The organism is Yoonia maricola, assembly GCF_002797915.1.
Classification (GTDB): Bacteria; Pseudomonadota; Alphaproteobacteria; order Rhodobacterales; family Rhodobacteraceae; genus Yoonia; species Yoonia maricola.
The window spans coordinates 16,450-40,196 of record NZ_PGTY01000004.1 but is presented as its reverse complement, the minus strand read 5'-3'; the positions used below and the strand labels follow the sequence as shown (position 1 = coordinate 40,196).

Below are 23,747 nucleotides of genomic sequence, written 5' to 3'. Positions count from 1 at the left end.
CCCATGTTCGACCCCTCCGATATCGAAGCCAAGAAAGACGCCCTGATCTGGTCCGCAAAGCGGTGCTTTGATCTGGGGCTACAGACAAACGCGGGCGGCAATCTGTCGGTGCGGCTGTCGTCTGGGCCGGGGATTGTGATCAAGCCATCGGGCATCGGTTTTGCCGAATGCAGCCGCGACAATCTACAAGTCGTGCATCTGGATGGTACGATTGAACCGTCGGCGTTTAAGCCATCCAAGGATATGGATTTCCACCTTGATCTGTATCGGATCAGGTCCGACATCAACGCCATCGTGCATTGCCACAGCCCGTGGGCAACTGGTTTTGCCAGCGCAGGGATCGAGATCCCTTGCCTGACCGTGCAGACCATCGAAAAGATCGGGCGGATGCCACTGATCCCCCTGTCCGACAACGGCGGACCACAGACAGAAGTGGAAATCAGCCCGGTGTTTGAAGATACCTCCGTGCGGGCCGCGGTACTCGCCAATCACGGCACCATCGGTGTGGGGAAAACGCTGACGGCGGCACAGTATCTGGCTGAGATCATAGAGGAAACCGCGCACATCGCATTCGTGCGCGATACGCTGATGGCGGCGCACGGAAAAACGGCGGCTGATCTGCCGGTTTACGGGACAGCGAAAGAGGCGCGGGGGGAGTAGTCGTTGCGGCTACAGAAAATCCTTAAAACCCATCTTTCAAGCTGATAAGAAGTGCAATGATCATTGGGGCAAGCGCGAGCGCGACCAGATAAGCCCAAAAGTCTTTTCCAAGGAACAGGTATGCGCCTCCGGCGGCCACAGCGCCGAAGGCAAGCCAGATAAAGAGACGGAGGGTCATCCTGCGTATATAGCCGATAATTCCACCGCCCTGTTGCCAGCGCAACTTGTCTCTGCGCGCAATCTCTTGGTTCGGAGTAAGGATCAAATCTCGCGTTTGCTTCTCGAACTCCGCATAGGTGATTTTCCCATCATCATAGAGCGTCTCAAGCCGTTTGATCTCATTTTCGCGATCTATCATTCTTGCATCCACTTAAGGGGTCGCAGGCACTTTGAACAAAGTGCTATGGCGCGCAGACGCGCATTAACTACTTAGGCCTCGCGTTCACTTCAAAGTCAAATACTCGTTGGTATACCATTCCGCCACATCCGGCATCGCATCCAGCACCTCGCCATCTGCGCCCCGCATGATCCCCGCCTCGAACAAAAACTGCGTGATATCTGCGATCTTGCCGTCGTCGATCAGCCCGACGGGCTCGCCTGCGTCTTGTAGGTAGCCACCGTCGACCAATGCTTCCATTGATGCGCGCACCAACTCAGGGTTTGTCAGCATGCCTGCGGTTTCGGCGATCAGGATATCGGCGGCCTCCTCCGGGTTACTGGCCGCAAAAGCGTAGCCCCGTTGCGCGGCTTGGACGAAGGCCGTTGCCGTTTCGGGGTTCTCTGTCAGCCATGTGCCGTTGCCCCCAAGAAACGTCGTATGCTGGTCTGGCACGCCGTAGTCGGCATAGCGGAACGCCCGCTGCGGCCGATCCAGCAGGACCGAATTCACGCCTTCCCATGTGCTGACCTCTAGGGTGAAATCGACGCTGCCATTTGCCAGCGCCTCATAAGCAGAGGTGCCCAAAGTGACCGTGTCGAATGCGCCCGTGCCCCCATCATTGCGGATGATGGTTGAGATCAGCGCGTCTTCCCATGCGCTGCCGAAGCCTGCATAGATCATACCATCCAGATCGGCGGGCCGCTGGATGTCCTCGCGGTCCCCATTAAAGACCAAGCGCCCGGTTTCGTGCTGCACGACCGCCATAACGGCGGTCATGTCCGCGCCTGTCGCGCGTTGTGTGTGAAAGCCGACGGCGCTGAGGATGCCGAATTCGGCCACGCCAGCGGCGACCAATGTGCCAGATGAGGTGTCGGTGTAGGGCAGGATATCGACGTCCAGCCCGGCGTCTTCGAACCAGCCTTTGGATTGTGCCACATAGAGGCCGACGTGGTTCGTATTGGGTGTCCAATCGAGGGCCACGCTTAGTTTTTCCTGCGCAGTGGCGGGTAGCGCCAATGCGATGAAGGCTGCGGTGACGACATGTTTCATGGGTTCTCTCCGGTTTGGTGAAGTAGGGTTTCAAGAAGGTGTGCTTCGATGTCGTGGGCTGCTGCACTGGGTGGTCGTCCCAGCCGGGGGCGCGGGATTGGTACAGTGATTTCGGCGATGACGCGCGCGGGGCGGCGTGACAGCACATAGATGCGATCGGATAAGGCGACGGCCTCGCGCACGTCGTGGGTGACCAGCAGGGTGGTCCAGCGTGCTGTGCGCCAACGGTCTTCGAACCATGTCTGCATGTGGGTGCGGGTCAGCGCGTCAAGCGCGCCAAAGGGTTCGTCGAGCAGCTGGATGGATCGCCCTTGCACGATGGTCCGCAAGAGGGCGGCGCGTTGGCGCATTCCGCCGGACAGTTGTGCGGGATAGTGGGTGGTGAAATCGGCAAGCCCGAAATCGGCAAGCAGTGGTGCGACCTGCGCGCGTGCGTCTTTACGGGGGATACCCTGCACTTCTAACCCCAATGTCAGGTTGTCAAGGATCCTGCGCCACGGCATCAGCGCGTCGCGCTGGGGCATGAAGGCGAAGCTGTTTTGGTGGGTGGCGCCGGTGATCTTTCCGGTTTGCAGCGGCGACGCGCCGGTCAGCAGCCGAAAGATCGTGGATTTACCTGCGCCCGAGGGGCCAAGGATCGAGACGAATTCACCTTGATCCACATGCATGCTGATGCGGTCCAGAACGTGGGTGTCGCCAAGCGTGATGCTGACGTCTTTGAGGGAGAGGGCCGTCATCGGTGCCCCTCCACATCGCGCCAACGCAGCACGATCCTTTGCAATAGGGCGGTGGCGGCGAAGAGGATCAGCGTGAGCAGTGAGCTGATTACGACGGCGGCCAGCACGATATCGGGGCGAAAGCTGTTTTTGGCGTTCAGGATCACGATCCCCAGCCCCGCACGCGCGCCAACGTATTCGGCAAAGATCGCGGCGACGACCGCGTAGGTGATCGAAATGCGCAGGCCTGCGAAGAAATAGGGCATGGCGGACGGGAAGCGCGCGGCGCGGAAGATTTGCACGCGGGTGGCACCCATTGAGCGTATCAGGTCTTCGATTTCTGGATCGGTGGATGCATATCCGTCAACCAGCGCCACCAGCATCGGAAAGAAGGTGACCAACGCGACCAGCAGCACTTTTGGCGTCAGATCGAACCCAAACCACAGCACCACGAGGGGCGCTATGGCGACCAAGGGCAGTGTCTGGCTGACTACAAAGATCGGGAACAGCGCGCGGCGCACGCGCGGCATGAAATCCAGCACGATTGACAGACCGAAGGCCACGGTCAGCGACAGGGCGAACCCCGCGAACGTGGCCTTTAGCGTAGGTACGGTATTGTTCCACAGCAAAGCGCGGTTTTGCACTATCTGGTCCAGAACGCGCGACGGTGCGGGCAGCATCAGTGGCGAGATGCCTGACAAGCGGACATAGATTTCCCAGATCGCAAAGGCGCTGACCACACTCAGGACGGCAGGGATGCCGCGGGCCAGACCTCTGCCAGTTTGGCGAGGTACGGGGTGCTGCATCAGATCAGCGCTTCGATGGGCTGTTGGCAGAAACCGTCAGATCAATGGTGACATGGCCGTTTGGCGGCCCAAATTGGCAAAACGCTTGTTGCAGGGTGGCAAAGACCGGGCCTGCATCACCAGTCAGCCGGGTGCAGAAGTTTTTCGACCGATCAAAGGTGCCGCTTTGTTTCAGGAAGTCGATACAGCCCACGATTTCGGCCATATGATCACCCGCGCCCATCACATAGAGTGAGAATTGAACGTCGGCGACTTGCCCTTTTTCAGGGGTCGCGGCAATCGCCGCCAATGCGCTTTGTTGGCGTGATGCCAAAGGCTCTTCAGGGTTGGCCAAGGCACCGGTCTGGCAAATCGGATCATCGGGTTCACCCGGGCAACCGCGCGATAGTGTGGTGCGCAGCACGACATGTGTGCCGGTTGCGGCGGCACTCGCATAAAGATCGCGCAGTGCGGGAAACAGCACCTCGGGCGGACCAACGATAAGGGTCGAGATATCATCAGTCTCAATCCGCAATTGGTTGCGCCACGGATCAAGCGCGTTGAGGGATGATAAGATGACGTCAACAAACCCGTCAGTCATCGGATAAAGGGATACTTGTGCGCCTGCAAACATATGCATGTCCTCCTTGCTACGCTGGCATTATCCAGATCAGCTTTGAGGGTCCGGGGGCTTGGCGCCCCGCATCTCAGCCGCGGCAAAACGCGGCTCCCCTGTGGTATGGTATGTGTGGCAAACTAACCGATGGTCCGCAAGTGAATTACGTCAGGGAACGATAAATTGCGCGGCTCTCTACTTTACCGTCAGGCAGGCGCATTGCGCCTCTTGCGCGATTTTATGTGATGTGCTGCCCAGAAATAGACTTGCGACATCCCCCATGCCCCGCCTGCCCGACACGATCAGGTCAGAGCTTGTGCTGTTGGCAACATGAAGGATCTCTGTCGCGGCCACTCCGGTGCGTACAATCTGACTGGATGGTTCAACACCCTGCGCACGGGCACGTGTTGCCGCATCTGCCATCACAGCCTGACCGTCACTGATGATCTGTTCAAGGTCTATGGGGACATCAATCGCCCCAATACCAATCGCTATCGCGGATGGTGGGATTTCGGGAACATGGACGACATGGAGTTGCGCATCATAACGCTGCGCCAGATCACAGGCCAAATCAAATGCGCGCCAGCCGTGGTCAGACCCGTCAACGCCAATTGTAATGTTATCGAACATCTTGGAACTCCCTTCGAGGTGGAACAGGGTGAATATAGAACATCCGCCTGTCCGCCGCCTTGAGGGAGGTCAACGGGACGCGATAAAGCGCCCCGTTGAGTGATTTTTGATCGCTGTTTAGCCGATCAACGCATTGAGTGTTGCCGAAGGGCGCATGGCCTCTGCTGCGCGCTGCTCTGACGGGTTATAATATCCGCTAAGATCAACTGCCGTACTGCGGCCTGCCGACAGTTCAGCCAGGATTGCCGCTTCGTCTGCGGCCAAATTTTCTGCCAATGGCGCGAAGGTTGCGGCCAAGGTGGCATCCTTGGTTTGTGCGGCCAATGCCTCGGCCCAGAACCGCGCGAACCAGTAGTGGCTGTGCCGGTTATCGGGCTGACCAACCTTACGCTGTGGCGAATGTCCTTCGGCCAGCAGTTTCTCGGTCGCTGTATCAACGGCGTCACCCATGATCTGCGCTGCCGCCTTGCCTTGAGAGGTGCCAAGAAAGCGCAGGCTTTCACCCAAGGCACAGAACTCACCCAGCGAATCCCAGCGCAGGTGGTTTTCCTGCACCAGTTGTTCCACGTGTTTTGGGGCGGACCCGCCCGCGCCGGTTTCAAACAAACCGCCGCCGTTCATCAAGCCAACGACAGACAGCATCTTGGCCGATGTACCGACTTCAAGGATCGGGAACAGATCGGTCAGGTAGTCGCGCAAGACGTTGCCTGTGACCGCGATTGTATTGTCACCCTTGTAGATCACCTCGAATGACCGCGTTGTTGCATCGCGCGGTGCCATGATCTTGACCTTGTCAGCGACGCCCGCCTTGGCCAGCGCTGGTTCCACGTATTTCAACAGCTCGGCATCATGCGCACGGTTGCGATCAAGCCAGAAGATCGTCTCATATCCCGTCGTCGCCATCCGGTCGAGTGCGAGCTGAATCCAGTTTTCAATCGGCGCGCGGCGGGCTGAAGCCATGCGCCAGATGTCCCCAGCCTCGACCTGATGCGTGTGTAAAACATCGCCGTTGTCCGCGATCACGCGTACGGTGCCTGCTGTTGGAATTTCAAAGGTTGTCGGGTGCGATCCGTATTCTTCCGCCTTTTGCGCCATCAGGCCGACGTTTTGCACCGTACCAGCAGTGACCGGATCAAGCGCGCCATTGGCTTTGCAGAATTCGACAGAGGCATCATAGACTGGCGCGTAAGAACTGTCCGGGATTACGCAATTGGTGTCATCCTCCTCACCGTCGGGTCCCCAACCCTTGCCGCCTGCGCGGATAACGGCAGGCATGGACGCGTCGATGATGACGTCAGAGGGCACATGCAGGTTCGTGATGCCACGATCAGAATTTACCATGTAAAGCGGTGGACGTTCGGCCAACAGTGCATCAATCTCTGCCCGGATGGCCGTACCATTTGGCATGGCGTCGATCGCATCAAAGAGTGTGCCAAAGCCCGCATTCGGGCTGATCCCGGCACCAGCGAAATCATCCGCATATTTGTCAAAGATCGGCTGGAGGTAGGCCACAACGGCATGCCCAAAGATGATCGGGTCCGAGACCTTCATCATCGTCGCCTTCATATGCAGTGAGAAGAGCGTGCCATCTTCCAATGTCCGCGCGATCTGTTCATGGAAGAACTCTTTCAGCGCCTTGGCCGACATGAAAGTTGCATCAACAATGGTGCCCGCAGGCATCGCGATCCCATCTTTCAGTGTGGTGACCGCACCATTGGTGTCCGTCAGTTCGATCTTTAAGGTCTGCGCGTCGGACAGCGTGACCGACGTCTCATTCGAACGGAAGTCATGTGCGCCCATGGTGGACACACGTGTCTTGCTATCGGCTGACCATTTCCCCATCCGGTGTGGGTTCGCCTTAGCGTAGGCTTTGACCGAAGACGGCGCGCGGCGGTCAGAGTTGCCTTCGCGCAGTACCGGGTTCACGGCAGAGCCTTTGATCGCATCGTAACGCTTGCGTGCCTCAATCTCATCCGCGCTTTCGGGCGCTTCGGGATAGTCGGGAATGTCATATCCCTGCTCTTGCAATTCCTTGACAGCCGCCACCAGTTGCGGGACCGAGGCCGAGATGTTGGGCAGCTTGATCACATTGGCACTCGCCGTTTTTACAACCGTGCCCAGCAGACCCAGATCATCGGATATCTTCTGTGCTTCTGTCAGTTTCTCAGGGAAAGCCGCCAGAATACGACCGGCAAGAGAGATATCCTTGGTCCCGATGCTGATGTCCGCGGCAGATAGGAACTTGCGCAGGATCGGCAGCAAAGAGGCTGACGCCAGCTGCGGCGCTTCATCGGTCTTTGTGTAGATTATATCGGGCAGGGTTTGATCTGACATGCGCATGTCCTCGTTTTTAAGTCGTGTTTAACCTCTCAGCGGCTTTTGCCTTATAGCATGAACGCAATGGCCGCCTTTGATCCGCATCACTAGTGGAACAGGCGGCGAAAGGAAATAGTTTCGGTGTACAATTGTACACCGCTGGGATGAGACAACGTCGGGTTATCCTATGATTATGACTGGTTTCGCTTCACAAAGCAGTTAGACGGTCTAGACTGTTCAGAATGCTTTTGGGGGAGGAAGCCCGTGACAGACCAGATACACCCATGGACGGCCTTTTACGGCCCGTCCGTTCGTAAGACGATTGATGCCCCGGCATACAGAACAATTGGCGATTTCGTCAGCGCTACCGCCGAACTCTACGGTGACCGGCCCGCCTTTACGGTCTGCCTACCTAACGGAATGAATGGCACGCTCAGCTATGCTCAGGCGGATGAGATGTCTGACGCAATGGCGGTTTATCTGCGCGAAATTGCCGGGCTGACAACGGGCGACCGTGTGGCGATCCAGATGCCCAACTGTCTGGCCTATCCCATTGCGGCGATGGCGGTGTTCAAGGCGGGATGTGTCGTGGTCAACGTCAACCCGCTTTACACGGCAGAGGAAATGGCCAAGCAATTTGCCGATGCACAGCCTGCCGCAATCTTTGTGGTGGATATGTTCGCCGACAAACTGGTCGAGACGATGCAGGGCCATCCGATCCCGAATGTGATCGTCACCCGTATTGCTGAATACATGCCGGCGATGCCGCGGGGGATCGTTGGTCTGGTTCAGAAATACTGGGACAAGACGATCAAGCCCATCACCATTCCGCACATCCGCCTGCCCGATGCGGTTAAGGCTGGCCGCGCCAAACATGCGCAAACGCATAACGCACTAGAAGGGTATCGCCGCGCAATCGAACCCGACGATGTCGCCTGTTTGCAGTACACCGGTGGGACGACCGGTGTGTCAAAAGGGGCGATGCTGACCCACGCCAATATTCTGATGAATATGGAACAAACGATGGAGCTGATCGAACAGTTCGAAAAGGGTAAGGAAGTTGCCCTGACGGCCCTGCCGCTTTATCACGTGTTCGCCTTCACCGTAAATTTCCTCGGCATGTTTTCGCAAGGCGCGCAAAACATCCTGATCCCGAACCCGCGCCCGCTCAGCAATCTCAAACGCGCTTTTGAGAACTATAAGATCACATGGATCAGCGGTGTGAACACCCTGTTCAATGGTCTGAATGGAGAGATCTGGTTTCAGGACACACCGCCAAAACATCTTAAATTCGCATCCTCTGGCGGCATGGCCTTGCAAGGCAGTGTCGCCGAGCAGTGGGAAACACTGACAGGACGGCCCGTGCTGGAAGGGTATGGCTTGACGGAATCCTCGCCCATTTTGACCTTCAACCCCTATGGCAAGAGCCGTGTGAATTCTATCGGTGTGCCGTTGCCATCGACAGAGGTGAAATGTGTGGACGAGGATGGGGTTGATGTGCCGCAAGGCGACCCCGGTGAGCTGATCGCACGTGGTCCGCAGATTATGAAGGGCTATTGGAACATGCCCGAAGAAACGGCGAAGACCTTGCAAAACGGCTGGCTTTTGACCGGGGATGTGGGTGTCATGGATGAGGACGGTTATTTCCGCATCGTTGACCGCAAAAAAGATATGATCCTTGTGTCCGGTTTCAACGTCTACCCCAATGAAATCGAAGATACCCTTGCAGCACACCCCGGTGTTGACGAAGTGGCTGTCATTGGCGTGCCAGACGGAGCATCTGGCGAGGCGGTCAAAGCCTTTATAGTCAAGCGCGATGAAACGCTCGACCAGAATGCGATCCGCGCTTACTGCAAGGAACACCTGACGGCCTATAAGGTGCCTAAATCAGTGACCTTCCGTGATGAACTGCCAAAATCAAACGTCGGAAAGATCCTGCGCAAGGATCTGCGTGCCGAAGAGCAAACCAAAGTGGAGAACGCATAATGGTTGGACCACTGGAACAGGCCATCCTGGCGCTGATGATTTTCGTGATCATGCTGGGGATGGGCGCATCGCTGACGCCGCGTGATTTTACATTGGCCCTGAAGCGTCCTTATGGCTTGATGATTGGGGTCGTTTCGCAATACGGGTTTATGCCGCTGATTGGCTTTATCTTGGCGACGACATTGCCCGTATCGGACACGATCAAGATCGGCATTCTGATCATGGCCTGCATGCCGGGCGGAACCACATCGAATATTTTTACCTATTTTTCCAAAGGGAACCTCGCGCTTTCGGTACTCATGACGGTGACTTCGACCGTTTTTGGCGTAATCCTGATCCCTCTTGTGCTGGTGCTTTATGCAGGCGCGCTTGATCTGGATATTCCGCGGGAAAATATCATCGCCACACTTGTGTTGCTTTTGGTGCCCGTTGCGATCGGCATGGTGCTGCGCAAACTGAACGCCAATGTTGGTGCAGTGACAGAGTTTATGGGGTCGATGCTGGCGATCTTCTTTATCCTATTTCTGATCGTCTCATGGATTCCGCGCAATTGGGAATTCCTGCTGACAACCACATGGGCCACCTATTTTGGTTCCATCGTTTTGGGGCTGTTCGGCTTTGCGCTGGGCTATGGGTTTTCGGCACTTTTGCGACTGCACCCACGCAATGCGCGTACTGTGGCACTGGAAACCGGCATCCAGAACGGTCCGTTGGCTATCGCGATCATCGCCTTCACCTTCGCCGGTACAGAGGCGCAGGCGGTCATGGCCGTGCCCGTGCTTTACTCGCTCTTCATCGTCATCACATCGACGATGCTGACACTATGGTTCCGCCAGGTGAATACGGCGAACGAGCAACCTTTGCCGAACGGCCTGCTTTAGTTCGCCGCGACACCGACACCTGTTGTGATCAGTGACGGTACTATCTGCTGCACAACCCGGTTCCATCGCGTCACGGGTTGTTCGGCGATAAAGACAATATCGTTTGGCAAGAGGTTCATCCGCGTGGCCAATAGCAGGTTACTGACGTTTCTCGCATTCAGATGCCATGCGGTGATTTCGCCGACATCATCTGCAGCACTCCGCAGCACATAGATCTGGCTTGGATTGCCCGTCTCGCTGGAAAAGCCCCCGTCTGCGAACAGCGCATCAGCAAGGGTGGCCTGCCTGCCAAAGGGCAGCGGGAACCGCCCCGGCTGGGTCACTTCGCCTGTTAGATAGACAAATTCACGATCAACGGCGTCAAGTGCGATTTGTTCCTGAAAATTGCTGCGGGCCTCGGTCAGTGCGGCGCGGCGCAAACCGACCTCTGCGGTCAACTCAGCCAATGCTTGCACCCGCCCTTGCTGGCGAAACTGCGCAAGTGTGATCTGTTCAGCAAAATAGGCCTGCGCCCGTTCAAGCTCAAAAGCGGTATCAACAAAGATACTATCACTGGCCAGCAATCGCGTCTTCTGCAGGTCAGGATCACGCAGATATGCAACAAGGGGGATCTGATAAAGGGTTCCGTCCCGATAGATGCGGATTGATGCGAAATCCACGTCTGGCGTTGCGATCCCACCCGCGAGCGCGATCGCCTCATCCAGAAACAGTGGCGTGAGTGTGATGGGCACGATAGCGGGGCTTCCGACAGCGCCGCCAACAGACACCCGTTTGGATTTGAACTCAGCAATCTCAAGGCTGAAAGTCGGATCAATACGGTTTTCAACAAGGCTTTGGAAAAGTTGCGCTTCTGCCTCTTCCAATGTCAGCCCTGCCAACATGATGCGGCCCACATCAGGCACCGCAATCGCCCCGTCATCCTGTACGGTGTACCCTTCGCGGCTGTTTTGCGCCGCGAGAAGGCCACTCAGTTCTTCAACAGTGTCACCGGAAGATCGGGTCGCCAGCAACAGAACATCACCGATACCAATCTGGTAAGGGCCGGGGTCACTGTCCGGCGGCGCGCGCGTTGTCAGTGCCGCGGGACGCTGTTGTTCAGCCAGACTGGGCAGCGGCGCAGCACCTGCGCCGCGCACTGCCGAAGGACTGCCAGCGTTCTGAAAGAATGCGTCAGGTATGTCCTGCGGCGTCCGCCTGTCACTATTTGCTTCCACCACAGTTTCGGCCGTGAGTGGGACAATCCGAACCTTACCATCCTCCGCCGTCACCTGAGGCGAGACATAGGCCGTGCCGCACGCACCAAGCATAGCAGCAGCAAACCCACCCAAGAACCAATATCGTATTGCAGTATTCAAGCGTCAGATCCCGGCAACATCAGTCTGGCACCTCGGATCGCCCCACCTGTCCGCATCCAAACAACAAAAAAGTTCATGACATCCTTCCAAGAGGATTTCAGCCCTCAATCGACAAAGATCGTCATGCTGCGACGATCATCATTTGTTGTTCGGACCGTATGTGTGCTTTCGTTAAAATTGTATAAACCTTTGAATGGTTATCTTAACATCTTGATCGCGAAACGCCGCGCCGTGGCATGTCCAAGCGCAAGACTGGCACAGCGAAGGAGAGCCGCTTGCCGCTGAAATTCATCAAAAAACTCGTGAAGGGGCACGTGGGTACTGCACCGCAGAGCGCGCCTATAACAAATGTGCTGCAGCCCGATGCGCCATTTTTCGCAATAGGCGATCTGCACGGGCGTTTGGACCTGATGGACAGCTTGCTGCAGAAAATTGATCCTTCAGAAGATCAGACACTCGTTTTTCTGGGCGACTATATCGATCGCGGACCAAATGCGGCGGGCACGCTGGCACGCCTGTTTGCGCTCGCGCATCAGCGGCCAAATCAGGTTGTTTGCCTGATGGGCAACCACGAAAAGATGATGTTGGACTTCATCGACGATCCGCTTGGTAAAGGTGGGGGTTGGCTGCGCAACGGCGGTATAGCCACATTGGAAAGCTATGGGATCAACGGCATCGCGGATAGCGCCAGCGCTGACGACATACTTGAGGTTTGCGAAACCTTTGAAGGCGCACTGCCTGCGGGCATGCTGGCATGGGTCAGGCAACTGCCGCTTTGTTGGAACAGCGGGAATATCTGGTGCGTTCATGCGGCCATGGACCCCGGTACATCCCCGCATGCGCAAAGGTCGAAGACGATGTTATGGGGACATCGCGACTTTATGCGCGCTGATCGGAAAGACGATGCAGTCATCATTCATGGGCATACAATTGTCGGTAAACCCACAAAGCATAACAGCCGCATCGCGATTGATACGGGTGCTTATCAGACCCAGCAGCTTACCGCAGCGCACATCAGCGCAGAAAGTTGCACGTTTGTCAGCACATGAAACCAGGACACCTGCGACGACATGCTTGAGGCGAAATTGCCATGCCTGCTGGTGTTAAGTTCTCTGAAAGGTTTTTCCGTTAACCATTACACGACTCGGCAGTCTTGGGCCACAACATGGGCTTGTAAGGCAGTGTAACCAGAAGGTTATGAATGATACGCGACCGGAACGATCTGCTCATAGGGGCACAGAAGGTTGCGCCATCTGGCAATGATGAAATTGATCTTGGCGCACTGTTGCGCACACTGTGGCGCGGGAAGCTTTGGATCATCCTTTGTAGTCTGATCGCGCTCGCCGCCGGTGGCTATTATGCCCTGTTTCTGGCAACGCCGCTTTATACCACCACCGCGTCCGTCGCTTTGGAAAGCCGTCAGGAACAGGTCGTCGATATTGAAAGCGTCATGTCAGGGCTATCGGGTGATCAAGTCACCATCAACACCGAGGTCGAGGTATTGCGATCCCGTCGTTTGATCGGGAAAGTCGTCGATGATCTGAATCTGGTTGCTGATCCGGATTTCAATGCAACGCTGCGCGATCCACCTTGGCTGTCTTTGGATGCGATTGGGAACGTGATAGGACGCGCTGCAACGTCTGATCCTATTCAATCAGATCAAGCAATCCGCGACGCCGTGATCAACGCGGTGCTGGAGCAGATCACTGTTTCGAACGTGCGCCAAAGCTATGTTTTCAATATATCTGTCGTCACTGGCGACCCCGTAAAATCAGCGCAAATCGCCAATAAGTTGGCTGAACTATATGTCGAAGATCAGATTGTCCTGAAATTTGAAAAAACCGCCGAAGCAACAGAATGGCTGACCGAACGTGTGGCTGACCTGCAGATCGAACTGGAAACCAGCGAAAGCCAGCTCAAGGATTTTAGCAGCAATACCGATCTGATAAGCCCAGAGGGGCTCATCGCGCTCAATCGGCAGTTGAAAGACCTCAGAGACCGGCAGGTTGATGTCGCTGCAGCAGCTGCAACCCATCGCGCGCGGGTGGCTGAATTAAATGCAGCACGCGCGGCGAATGATCCGGCCCAAATGGCCACGATTGCAGCGGATGCCAGACTTGATCAATTGATGACGGATGATGATCCAGAGGCGTTTCAACAACGATTTGAAGAGGTGCTGGCGCGCGCGATCATTGAAAGTAACCGGTCAGAGGCACAGCAAGAGGCGATCGCGCTGTCGATCCTTGAGCTGACGGACAGTATTCAGACGCAGTCAGATGAGTTGGTTGCCCTTCAACAGCTGCAACGCGAAACAGAGGCAAGTCGCCTGATTTACGAGTTTTTCTTGAGCAGATTGAAGGAAACCTCTGTTCAGCAAGGGCTACAACAGGCCGAAAGCCGCATTCTGTCGTCTGCGGTTATGCCGCACCAGCCTTCTGCACCGCGAAAGACACTGATCCTTGTCTTTTCGCTGGTTCTGGGCGTGATCGGCGGTGCCGGTTTGGTTCTTCTGCGCGAAGTTTCGCAAAATACGTTCCGCACACCCGAAGATCTGGAAGAAAGGACAGGCTACGCCGTCTGTGGACAAATTCCGCTTGTTCCGGCGCGCGATCGCAAAAAGGTGCTTCAGTATCTGCAAGACAAACCGAATTCAGCGGTTGCCGAGGCTGTCCGCAACTTGCGCACCTCTTTGCTGCTGGCAAACCTCGACAAACCGCCAAAGGTGATCATGTCAACGTCATCGGTGCCCGGTGAAGGCAAGACGACGCAATCGACCGCACTGGCGCTTAATCTGGCGGGGCTTGGCAAAAAGGTTCTTCTGATTGAGGGGGATATCCGGCGCCGCGTAATGAACACATATTTCGACGTCCCCGAACAACGCGGCTTTTTAAGTGTAATGTTAGGTGAAACCACACTGGATGAGGCTGTGACCCATATCCCAGACATGCATTTTGACGTGCTTTTCGGGGAGAAATCGCAGACAAATGCCGCTGATATATTTTCCTCAGACCGGTTTGGTGCCTTCGTAGATGAGTTACGGGATCGCTATGATTACATCATCATCGACACGCCCCCGGTACTGGCCGTTGCTGATGCACGCATCATTGGCCGCTGGGTTGATACGATAATCTATACCGTGCGATGGGATCACACCTCTCGCAGGCAGGTGATGGATGGGCTTCGGTCATTTGAGCAGGTCAACGTCAAAGTTTCGGGGCTTGTGCTGGGCCAGATTTCAGATCGAGGCATGAAGCGATACGGCTATGGTGAAAGCTATGGCGCATATCAGACATATTATGATGCCTAGCGATATTTAACGTGATCTCACGACTAAGATCGGCCCACCGTGGGCTTATGGTTCTGGCCCTCAAGGGTGGCGAAGCTCTGATCGGGGCGGCGATGACCATCTATCTGGCGCGCATCATGGGCCCTGCATCTTTTGGGGTCTTTGCCTTTGGGCTTGCCACAACAACGTTGCTGGCCATCCCGATCAAAAACGGCGCTTCGACGCTGATTACCAAACATGTTGCCATTGCCCACGACGGCGAAGGACAGCACATGGCCGGGCCGCTGGTCGTCACCGGTATCGGGATGTCGCTGCTTTATGCGGGATTCATTCTAGCGGGCCTTTGGGGCGCGGTTTCTTTCAGGATCGACAGCCCCTTTCTGGCGGCGGCGGCAATCACGGCATTGGCCCTGCCCTTCTTATGTCTCACTGGCCTTTGGGAGGGTGTGCTGCGCGGTAGCTTCCGGCCCAACACCGCTATTTTGGTAGGTACGATTTTGCTGCCCTTCGGTATGCTTGTCCTTGGGGTGGCGTTGACCACGCAACTGACAACCCAAGGCTGGCGGCTGGCCGGGGCGATATACATTGGCGTGGCAATGGCTGTCAGTCTGCTGGCGCTGATCTTGGCGCGCCCGCATTTGCAAGACCTGTTGGCCAAACCCGAGCAGAGGGTGCTGATGGTGCCAACTGTCTGGATCGGTCATGCCGTACCTTTCGCGGTGGTGACGGGATTGCTGATATTCAACCGGCAGATAGACGTCATCCTGTTAGCCACCCTGCGCAGCGAAGAGGCCGCGGGTATCTACCGCATCGCTGCACAGGCCGCCGTTCTTGTGACCTTTGGCGTGCAGGCCATCGGTCATCTTTACGCGCCTTACCTCGCACAAACCAAAGAAGCGGCCGCGCCGGATACACTCTCTGCCTATCTCAGGCGCAGTGTCCGGTTTTCCCTCGGCTATGGGTTCTTGGCGCTGGGTGCGCTTGCCATATGGGGCGATGACATCATCGCAACGCTTGCCGGGGCGGCCTATCTACCGGGCTATCCGATCATGCTGATCCTCTGTGCGGCAAATCTGGCTGTGGCGCTGAACGGGGCGACGATGCAGGCCCTTTTCATGCAAGGCCATCAGACCAAAGTGGTCTGGGTCTTTGCCGCGGCGGGGGTATTTTCGGTGATTGCAAATGTGGTTCTGATCCCCCTGCTGGGCCTCTATGGCGCGGCCATTGCCACGTCTTGCGCGATTGTGATCTGGTCACTGGGGCTGCGGGTGATGGCTTGCCGGATTTGGGGGCTGTCTTTTGTATCCCTGCGACCTGTGTCCGCTATACCGGCAACAAAATGTTAACCAACCTTCTGTAGGACATTAAGCATGTCCAAGGTTTCTCTGCGTGTCATTCCCACCGGCCAAGCGCCCGCGCTTTCGCAAACAGCGCTTGCGCTTTATCTACGCCTTGGCTTTCTGCCGGCACCATTGTCCGTGCTGCGCGAAGAAGCGGTCATCAACGTCTTTGACACAGCACTTTGTGAAGAATTTTCGCCAGAGACAGGGGATTTTCGGCGCGACTTGCGACAGTTCACCGGAACCCGCAACACCGACCAAGAACAGACCTTTGATGAGCAGGAAGCAATCGATAGTATCCGCGAAACCCTTCTCGAAACGACGGCGCGCCTGACCGAAGGCTATGATCGCATTTTCCTGATGATCAGCGGCGGGAAGGATTCACTTTCGGTTGCTTGGGCTTTGAAAGAACTGGGCCGTAACGCAACTTTTATCCATTGCACCAATCGCGGCCGCGAAGACGAAAGTGCAGATGTGGCACGGGTCTGCAAACTGCTGGGTTACGAATGCATTTATCTGCCTGACGATATCCACGACGTCGATCCTTACTTCAGCGCCCACGCTGACAAATTGGCCGTTCCCATCGCCGATCAAGCGTTTTTTTCCTACCTACGCGCGGTACGCGAAATTTCAGGGATTTTGGATGCAGATAACAGCATGCGCGCCATCTTGCTTGATGGCATGGGCAATGACGCGTACATGGGTCATATCCCCCCCAAGCGTGAAAAGAGGCTGTTATCACTGCCGCGGCTTCCCGCCATTTCCGAAAATATGATCGCCCCGTTCTATCGCCACAACCACGCACATTACGCGCTTGAAACACTGTTCAAACCACGCGATGAACGGCACTTCAGCGGTGCGGGCTTTGCAGTACATCACGGCCCGCTGGCCCCTGACCTGCCGCAGATTTTCCATCAATACGCTGACCGCCCCGAAGAGCGGCGGGCGCTGCTACGAGGTGGTGTCTTTGACATAGATTGTTGCATTCGTAAGGGCGTGCTCGCAACCACGCTAGAGGACCGACTGGATATCGGTTTTCCGTTCCTCGACCCCGCGTGGGTCAGGCTTTACAGCCAATGGCCAGCGAACGCTCTGTTCGACTATAACACGTCCTTTAACAAAAAATTGCTGCGCAACTTTCTAAAGCAAGCAGGCATCCTATCGGATTTTGCATCTTCGCAAAAAGGATCGTTTCGTTTCAATCTTGACCAGCTTCCCCAAATCTACAGCCCATCGGCGCAGCTTTGCGAAACGCTCTGGGCAATGGGCGTTGGGAAAGGTGCGATATCGGGCATCGTAAAATATGCCACCTCTGGCTTTGTTGCAGCGCAGAAATTGGGGCAGCTATACGTGTTGGACAAGTTTCTAGAGGCCCGCGACATCAATTCACAACTGATGCCCGATAGTGGCGTTGCAATGCGCTATGCAGGCTGACACGCAGAACACACCGCCCTGTCGGCAACCCAGACTGTAGGGCCAACGCTATGTTTCCGTATCTTTTCGTCAGTGGCATTGCTTATTGTGGCGGGATGGTTTCCGTTCTCACGCGGCACCTGTCGGTTGCAGGTCAGGCGATGCTTGGGCTGTTCGCCGTCATGCTTTGCGTCTTCATTGGTTTCCGCTTTGAGGTTGGCAAGGATTGGTTTCAATACAACCACATCTACGATCTGATATCCGAAATGCCCTTGGGTGAGGCGCTTGATTTTACTGACCCGGGATATGGCGGGTTGAACTGGCTGTCATACCATTTGGGTTTGGGCGCAACGGGTGTGTTTGTCGTTTGCGCCGTCATCCTGGTGGCAGGCATCATGATGTTTGCGGCGCAAACCCCTTATCCTTGGGTCGCTGTTGCGGTGACCATGCCACATATCGTGACGGTCATGGCCATGGACCACGTGCGCCAAACAACAGCGCTGGCCTTTATCCTGATCGGTCTGGCGTTATTGGCACGGGACAGGGTTTGGGCGTTTCTGGCCTGTGTGATCGTTGGTGCATTATTCCACCGCACGGGGATCATCGTTTTTGCCTTCGGGCTTGTCCTTATCTCTAAGAACCGTGTGCTATTATATACGGCCTTTCTGGCGATTGCTGCCGTGATGATTGAATATATGCTGTCAGAACGCCTGGATATCTATTCTGCACGATACCTCGAAACCGAAGCCGGATCGCGCGGCGCGCTGATCCGGTTGATCCTGAACGCCATCCCTGCCGCGGCGTTTCTGATGCTGGGAAACCGCATGGAGCTGTCCGTTCCCTTTCGTAAGGTGATGACGATCATGGCATGGGCAGCAATTGCCTGCGCCATCGTTTTACCCCTGTCACCATCAACGGTGGTGATCGACCGTTTGGGGAAATATTTTCTGCCGGTTCAGATTCTTTTCTTTCCGATGTTCATTGCGCGTTTTCAGGGCTTTCTACCCAGAAGTTTGGTTGCTGGGGTTCTTGTACTTTATCTTGGGGCAACGCAGGTTTTTTGGCTCAGTAACAGCTCTCTGGCCACGACATATTGGGTGCCTTACCGGTCCATTACGCTCTGATGCCTATTGTAAACCAGCGCTATAGTATCCGGATTTTATCGATGTATTTGCCGATGACGATGGCTTCGTCAAATTCATGCTCCATCTTGACGCGTCCTGCGTGGCCCATGGCGCGACGCGCCTGTGGTGACAGGCCAATGATCTTTTCAAGCTTTACCTGAAGATCGGCTGCGTCCCGCAGTTTGCACAAATACCCGTTGACGCCATCATCTATCGTTTCACGACACCCTGGCGCATCTGTCGCAATGATCGGACGGCCCACTGCTGACGCCTCAAGTAGCGTACGCGGCGTGCCCTCGGGGTATGCAGATGGCAACACGATGCAGTCGGCATTCACGATCTCTTGCTTAACATTATCGGAATAGCCAAGGTATGTGATGTCACCGTCGCGCACCCATTCATCCATCTGCGCGCGCGAAATCGCGCCGGGGTTATCATTGTCCAGTCCACCCAGCAGGCAGAACTGCACATTGCCGTGGGTTTGCCGAATATTGCGCGCGGCCTGCACGAATTCACCCACGCCTTTGTCCCATAACATCCGTCCGATCAAAAGAAACCGCAGTGGCTTTGTCTGCGTATCGACAGGCAAGGGCGCGTAGGCGAATTTCGTCAGATCCACGCCAGATCCGGGCAAAAGATCATAGTGTTTATGACGAACAACCCCGCTGGTGGTGAATAACCTCAGATCATCGGGGTTTTGAAAGAAAATCAGCGCAGCGCGCCGCAGTGCGATCCGGTAAAGTGCCTTGGCCAGTCGCGCCACCAGTCCAGCGGACCCGAACAGTGCACCCAAACCCGCAATATTATTGATCGTCGGAATACGCAGACGATGCGCCGCCAGCGAACCATAGATATTCGGCTTGATTGTAAAGCCCAGATAAATGTCGGGCTGTACCGCGCGAAACGTTTTGAGAAACCGGCGGTAAATCAGAAAGTCCGAAATCGGGTTCTTATTCATCCTCATCGGCAATTCAGCATATGCGACGCCCATTTCTGCAAAGCGTTTTGTGTAGGCATCCGTGGGCGCGACGACGACGACATCATGACCATCATTCTGGATCGTCTTGATCAGGTTTTTGCGTGCCTGCCAGACATAGTGGGACGTATTCGACCCAATCGCGATGGTCTTTCGTGTCATCAATTGCCCTATACATTGCTTAAGCATCCGCATCAGACGCCGCCGGATGCGTTTCACCAAAAGGATGGAATCAGTGCCGTTAGGAGCCCCAGTTTTACAGGCGCACCGGTTCAATTACGGTTAAGACAAAAGCGCAGGTCGGGCACGATCACCCTTTGCCTGCGGTCGGCATTGATCTAGGGCTGTGGACAGGGATGTTCGTGTTCTCCGCACAGGAAAAAGGAAGAGGCGCATGGTCGATCTGTGGGATGGTCTGACACAGGCCTTTTGGCTGGTGATCACCCTTGATAGAGAGCTGGCCGAGATCGCGCTACGGTCGCTTTATGTCACGCTGACCGCGTTGGTGATTGCCTGTCTGATTGCCTTCCCATTGGCGGCCTTTCTCGCTGTGCGCCGGTTTCGCTTTCGCCGGTTGATTATCGCGATCCTGAACGCACTGATGGGGCTGCCACCCGTTGTTGTCGGGCTCATCGTTTATGTGCTTCTGTCGCGGTCGGGTCCGTTCGGGGTGCTGGGTTTGCTGTTTACCCCAACGGCAATGATCATCGCGCAGATCATCATCATCGTGCCGTTGATTGCCAGCATCGCCCACCAATCCTTGCGCGACCTATGGCAAGAGTACCATGACCTGCTGATTTCTATGAACGTGAGCCAAGGCCAGAAAATGCGCACGCTGATCTGGGACGCGCGCCGCGCCTTGTTGACCGCATCTCTTGCCGGTTTTGGCCGCGGGATTGGCGAAGTGGGGGCGATCATGATCGTGGGTGGGAACATTGACAATGTGACCCGTGTGCTGACCACCGCAATCGCCTTGGAAACAGGCAAAGGTGCTTTTGCGCTGGCGCTCGCTTTGGGGTTTGTGCTGATTGCCTTGACCATCGCGGTGAACCTGATGATCCACTGGCTGGGCCAGACCGAACGCGAAGGGCGGTGGTAGCCATGTTATTCCCGCTAAACGTCACCGATGCGCAGACCCGCCGCTGGGGCAAGATACTGGTCGGGCCGGTGTCGCTGCATCTGACCGGCGCCGGTGCCACAGTGATTATCGGGCCAAATGGCTCTGGCAAAACCACGCTGTTGCACTTGCTGCATGGCACAGCACGACTGCACGCTGGTACAATCGCGTGGCAAGTCCCGATGGCAGAGGCGCGCGCGGTGCAGTCTTTCGTCTTTCAGCGGCCCGTGATGTTGCGCCGCAGTGTCGTCGACAACATCGCCTACCCGCTCGTGATCCGTGGCATACGCAAATCAGAGGCCCGCGCGCAGGCGCATGACTGGGTCAAGCGCATTGGTTTGGACGAAATGGCGGATCGCCCCGCGACCAGCCTGTCGGGCGGTGAGCAGCAGAAACTGGCCTTGGCGCGGGCTTTCATTACGGCACCGCAGGTTGTCTTTCTGGACGAGCCTTGCGCCGCCCTTGATGGTCGCGCCACAGCCGAGATTGAGGCGATCCTGCAAGAGCAAATGGCCCAGGGCACGCGACTGATCCTGTCGACACATGATATGGGTCAAGCCCGCCGCCTTGCCGATGAGGTAGTCTTTTTACGTGCGGGGCAAGTCCATGAAACAGGCCCTGCGACACCATTCTTTAGCGCGCCACAAACCGATGCTGCACACGCCTTTCTGAACGGAGACATTGTGGAATGAGACAGGTTTTATTTGTCATCGCCCTGCTTTGGGCCACCGCCACCCAAGCGCAGGACAGCCTGCGTCTGGCGGTCACGACGTCCTTTCATAACTCTGGCCTTGCAGACGTGCTCTTGCCGGAAATCCAAGCTGATCTGGGTCTGGAGGTGCAATTACTGATCGTCGGCACCGGTCAGGCCTTGCGGCTGGGTGAGGCAGGCGATGTAGACGCAATCCTTGTCCATTCGCGCGCCGCAGAAGAGGCATTTGTCGCCCAAGGTTATGGCACGCACCGCCGCGAAATAATGTATAACGACTTTGTCTTTATTGGTCCTATGAACGATCCTGCAGGGATCAGTGATGCGACGGATGCCGCAGATACGCTACAGCGCATCGCCACGGTTGATGCACCCTTTGTCAGTCGCGGCGATGAAAGTGGAACACACAATAAGGAACTGGCCCTCTGGCAGGCAGCAGGGCTTGATCCCGATAACTTTGGTGATTGGTATCGCGCCGTTGGCGCCGGTATGGGGGCTGCGTTGAATACGGCATCTGGCATGAATGCCTATGTCCTGTCCGACCGGGCGAGCTGGCTCAATTTTGCTAATAAAGGCGACCTTGCGTTGCTGTTTGCCGGTGATCCGGTGCTGTTCAATCAATATGCCTACCTGCCGGTGAACCCGGATCTGCATAGCCATGTCAAATCTGACTTGGCAGCACGGCTTGAAGACTGGCTGACATCGCCACACGCAGCAGAGCTGATCAACAGCTATATGATTGACGGTGAGGCCTTGTTTGTTTTCAACGCAGAAGACGTATCATGATCGCCGAGGCAAAGATCAGCTTTGGGGCTGAAATTCTCGGATGACGCTTCCTGCATTTGTCTGCATGCGTTGACCACCCCGGATCGACAACACACCGTTGACCAGCACATGCGCGATGCCAGAGGCATAGCGCCGCGGATCGCGGGCAGTGACGTTGCTTGAAATGGCGTCGGGTGAAAAGACACAGATGTCGGCATGATACCCCGGACGCAATTGTCCCCGCTTTTTGAGGCCGAGGCGTTTGGCCGGGATTGAAGTGATTTTGGCGATCCCTTGCGACAGGCTCAGCACATTCCGGTCGCGCACATAATGCTGCAAGAACCGCGCGGCCCAGCCATAGCCACTGAGCGAACCAATATGATCGCTGAGGATGCCGTCATTGGCGATGGCGACCGTGTCAGAGATCACGGCGCATTCATCCTGTTGCAAGCACAGCTCAACATCGGAGTTACGGAAGCTCTTGGATGACCACATCGTCGCCATCAGGTTATCGCCTTCTTCCAGTAAGATATCGAGGACGGCATCATAGGGATCGACCCCCCGCATACGCCCGATTTCTTCGAAATCCGCCCCAACGCTATCTTTGTTCACAGTGGCGTTCAGCAGGATGATATCTTTCCATTGGCGCGCCTTGACGATCAGCCACATGGGCTTGGGGTTGGCTTTGATCCGTTCGCGCATCTCTGGGTTGGCAAGCCGTTTTAAGACGTCATCAATGGTACCCGCCTGCGCCCATTTTGGCAGGATTGCGGCCATCAGCGTATGGTTCCAGTCATGCGGGATGACGTCAAAGGCGATGTCGCCGTCATGGGTGCGGGCGATGTCGATCATCTCAAGCGTATGTTCCATCGCGTGATCCGGTGCGCCGAATTTGGGTTGAATATGGCTGATCTGAAGCCGCGCACCTGCTTGGCGTGCCGTTGACATGGCCTCGGTAAAGCCAAGATCGTATTCCGTATCACGGTTGCGCACATGGGTCGCGTAAAGCCGCCCGTACTTCGCGGCAACTTCAACCATCGGCACCAGATGATCAGGAGCTGCTAGACTGCCGGGGAAATACTCCAACCCCGATGAAAAACCGCCGGCGCCTTCTTCCATACATTGATCGACCAGCTTGGCCATCTTGGCCACGTCATCAGGCTCGCCCGCGTGCAGTTCACCGCCCAGAACAGCACGGTGAATGGTGCCGTGACCTACAAAGGCCACCACATTCACGCCCAGATCGGTATCGTCCAGCACGTCAAGATATTCGCCGAAGCCCAGCCATTTGCGATGCTTGGCTTTTTCCGTGAACCATGGGGCGACCTGCCGGATTGCAGCATGTGAACAGACCGGCGCACAGGAAATGCCGCATTGGCCAATCACCTCGGTTGTCACGCCCTGATGTACCTGGCTTTCGGCGCGGCCATCGGCAATCAAGGTGAAATCAGAATGGGTATGCATGTCGATAAAGCCCGGCGATACCGCAAGGCCCGCCACATCAATGACTTCCGTTGCTGTATCAACATCAATCTCATCAACCGCGACGATCATGCCATCGCGAATGCCGATATCGGTGACCTTTGCAGCACTACCGATACCGTCATACACCTCGCCACCTTTCAGAACCAAATCGAACATGA

At 56.1% G+C, this 23,747-nt stretch carries 21 protein-coding genes and 1 riboswitch; of the genes, 11 read left to right on the top strand and 10 right to left on the bottom strand.

Translation table 11 applies throughout. The features are described 5' to 3' along the window. Positions 1–3 precede the first annotated feature (3 nt). Complete coding sequence (locus BC777_RS16945) at positions 4–660, top strand: class II aldolase/adducin family protein (protein ID WP_100369404.1); 657 nt, start codon at positions 4–6, stop codon at positions 658–660. A gap of 22 nt (positions 661–682) precedes the next feature. Here BC777_RS16945 and BC777_RS16940 read toward each other — a convergent pair whose 3' ends face one another. The 7 genes from BC777_RS16940 to BC777_RS16910 all read right to left on the bottom strand — a co-directional run bounded on the left by BC777_RS16940 (position 683) and on the right by BC777_RS16910 (position 7,170). Then, positions 683–1,018, bottom strand: a complete 336-nt coding sequence (locus tag BC777_RS16940; protein WP_100369403.1) for a hypothetical protein — start codon at positions 1,016–1,018, stop codon at positions 683–685. Positions 1,019–1,102: 84 nt separating this feature from the next. Beyond that, a complete protein-coding gene (locus BC777_RS16935) occupies positions 1,103–2,089 on the bottom strand; it encodes an ABC transporter substrate-binding protein (RefSeq protein ID WP_100369402.1) in 987 nt (328 codons plus the stop codon). Then, positions 2,086–2,826, bottom strand: a complete 741-nt coding sequence (locus tag BC777_RS16930; protein WP_100369401.1) for an ABC transporter ATP-binding protein — start codon at positions 2,824–2,826, stop codon at positions 2,086–2,088. Before BC777_RS16930 ends, BC777_RS16935 begins: the two co-directional genes overlap by 4 nt. Beyond that, complete coding sequence (locus tag BC777_RS16925) at positions 2,823–3,611, bottom strand: ABC transporter permease (RefSeq protein ID WP_100369400.1); 789 nt, start codon at positions 3,609–3,611, stop codon at positions 2,823–2,825. Before BC777_RS16925 ends, BC777_RS16930 begins: the two co-directional genes overlap by 4 nt. A gap of 4 nt (positions 3,612–3,615) precedes the next feature. Then, complete coding sequence (locus BC777_RS16920) at positions 3,616–4,230, bottom strand: YkoF family thiamine/hydroxymethylpyrimidine-binding protein (protein ID WP_245834442.1); 615 nt, start codon at positions 4,228–4,230, stop codon at positions 3,616–3,618. After that, positions 4,220–4,334: riboswitch (TPP riboswitch) on the bottom strand. It overlaps the preceding gene by 11 nt. 67 nt (positions 4,335–4,401) lie before the next feature. Continuing rightward, the gene (locus BC777_RS16915) at positions 4,402–4,836 is read right to left on the bottom strand and encodes a universal stress protein (RefSeq protein ID WP_100369399.1); all 435 of its coding nucleotides are present in this window, start codon (positions 4,834–4,836) and stop codon (positions 4,402–4,404) included. A gap of 117 nt (positions 4,837–4,953) precedes the next feature. Next, positions 4,954–7,170, bottom strand: coding sequence for an NADP-dependent isocitrate dehydrogenase (locus BC777_RS16910; protein ID WP_100369398.1), 2,217 nt, complete (start codon positions 7,168–7,170; stop codon positions 4,954–4,956). Between the two features lie 246 nt (positions 7,171–7,416). Between BC777_RS16910 and BC777_RS16905 the strand changes: the two genes are divergently transcribed. Continuing rightward, on the top strand, positions 7,417–9,138 hold the full coding sequence (locus tag BC777_RS16905) for an AMP-binding protein (protein WP_100369397.1): 1,722 nt from the start codon (positions 7,417–7,419) through the stop codon (positions 9,136–9,138). Then, on the top strand, positions 9,138–10,019 hold the full coding sequence (locus tag BC777_RS16900; protein ID WP_100369396.1) for a bile acid:sodium symporter family protein: 882 nt from the start codon (positions 9,138–9,140) through the stop codon (positions 10,017–10,019). Before BC777_RS16905 ends, BC777_RS16900 begins: the two co-directional genes overlap by 1 nt. Here BC777_RS16900 and BC777_RS16895 read toward each other — a convergent pair. Then, positions 10,016–11,326 carry a polysaccharide biosynthesis/export family protein gene (locus BC777_RS16895; protein ID WP_100369395.1) on the bottom strand — a complete coding sequence of 437 codons (1,311 nt, stop codon included), beginning with the start codon at positions 11,324–11,326 and terminating at the stop codon, positions 10,016–10,018. The two genes, BC777_RS16900 and BC777_RS16895, sit on opposite strands and share 4 nt — an antisense overlap. A gap of 323 nt (positions 11,327–11,649) precedes the next feature. Between BC777_RS16895 and BC777_RS16890 the strand changes: the two genes are divergently transcribed. The 5 genes from BC777_RS16890 to BC777_RS16870 all read left to right on the top strand — a co-directional run bounded on the left by BC777_RS16890 (position 11,650) and on the right by BC777_RS16870 (position 18,537). Continuing rightward, positions 11,650–12,423 carry a metallophosphoesterase family protein gene (locus BC777_RS16890; protein ID WP_168769203.1) on the top strand — a complete coding sequence of 258 codons (774 nt, stop codon included), beginning with the start codon at positions 11,650–11,652 and terminating at the stop codon, positions 12,421–12,423. A 152-nt stretch (positions 12,424–12,575) separates the two neighbouring features. After that, positions 12,576–14,681 carry a GumC family protein gene (locus BC777_RS16885; RefSeq protein WP_100369393.1) on the top strand — a complete coding sequence of 702 codons (2,106 nt, stop codon included), beginning with the start codon at positions 12,576–12,578 and terminating at the stop codon, positions 14,679–14,681. A gap of 11 nt (positions 14,682–14,692) precedes the next feature. Continuing rightward, entirely contained in the window at positions 14,693–16,006 is a 1,314-nt protein-coding gene (locus tag BC777_RS16880) for an oligosaccharide flippase family protein (protein ID WP_100369392.1), read from the top strand. Between the two features lie 24 nt (positions 16,007–16,030). Continuing rightward, the gene (locus BC777_RS16875) at positions 16,031–17,434 is read left to right on the top strand and encodes an asparagine synthase-related protein (RefSeq protein WP_100369391.1); all 1,404 of its coding nucleotides are present in this window, start codon (positions 16,031–16,033) and stop codon (positions 17,432–17,434) included. 50 nt (positions 17,435–17,484) lie between these two features. Continuing rightward, a complete protein-coding gene (locus BC777_RS16870; RefSeq protein ID WP_100369390.1) occupies positions 17,485–18,537 on the top strand; it encodes an EpsG family protein in 1,053 nt (350 codons plus the stop codon). A 19-nt stretch (positions 18,538–18,556) separates the two neighbouring features. On the opposite strand, the gene BC777_RS16865 is transcribed toward BC777_RS16870, so the two are convergent. Further along, the gene (locus BC777_RS16865; RefSeq protein ID WP_100369389.1) at positions 18,557–19,675 is read right to left on the bottom strand and encodes a glycosyltransferase family 4 protein; all 1,119 of its coding nucleotides are present in this window, start codon (positions 19,673–19,675) and stop codon (positions 18,557–18,559) included. A 232-nt stretch (positions 19,676–19,907) separates the two neighbouring features. On the opposite strand from BC777_RS16865, the gene BC777_RS16860 reads away from it, so the two are divergent. From BC777_RS16860 to BC777_RS16850, 3 genes are read left to right on the top strand one after another with little or no spacing between them, the layout of a single operon-like run. Further along, a complete protein-coding gene (locus tag BC777_RS16860) occupies positions 19,908–20,612 on the top strand; it encodes an ABC transporter permease (RefSeq protein WP_100369388.1) in 705 nt (234 codons plus the stop codon). A 2-nt stretch (positions 20,613–20,614) separates the two neighbouring features. After that, positions 20,615–21,322 (top strand): ATP-binding cassette domain-containing protein, encoded by a 708-nt coding sequence (locus tag BC777_RS16855; protein ID WP_100369387.1) that lies wholly within the window; start codon positions 20,615–20,617, stop codon positions 21,320–21,322. Beyond that, a complete protein-coding gene (locus BC777_RS16850) occupies positions 21,319–22,125 on the top strand; it encodes an ABC transporter substrate-binding protein (protein WP_100369386.1) in 807 nt (268 codons plus the stop codon). Before BC777_RS16855 ends, BC777_RS16850 begins: the two co-directional genes overlap by 4 nt. A gap of 15 nt (positions 22,126–22,140) precedes the next feature. On the opposite strand, the gene BC777_RS16845 is transcribed toward BC777_RS16850, so the two are convergent. After that, positions 22,141–23,745 (bottom strand): N-acyl-D-amino-acid deacylase family protein, encoded by a 1,605-nt coding sequence (locus tag BC777_RS16845; RefSeq protein ID WP_100369385.1) that lies wholly within the window; start codon positions 23,743–23,745, stop codon positions 22,141–22,143. Positions 23,746–23,747: the final 2 nt, after the last annotated feature.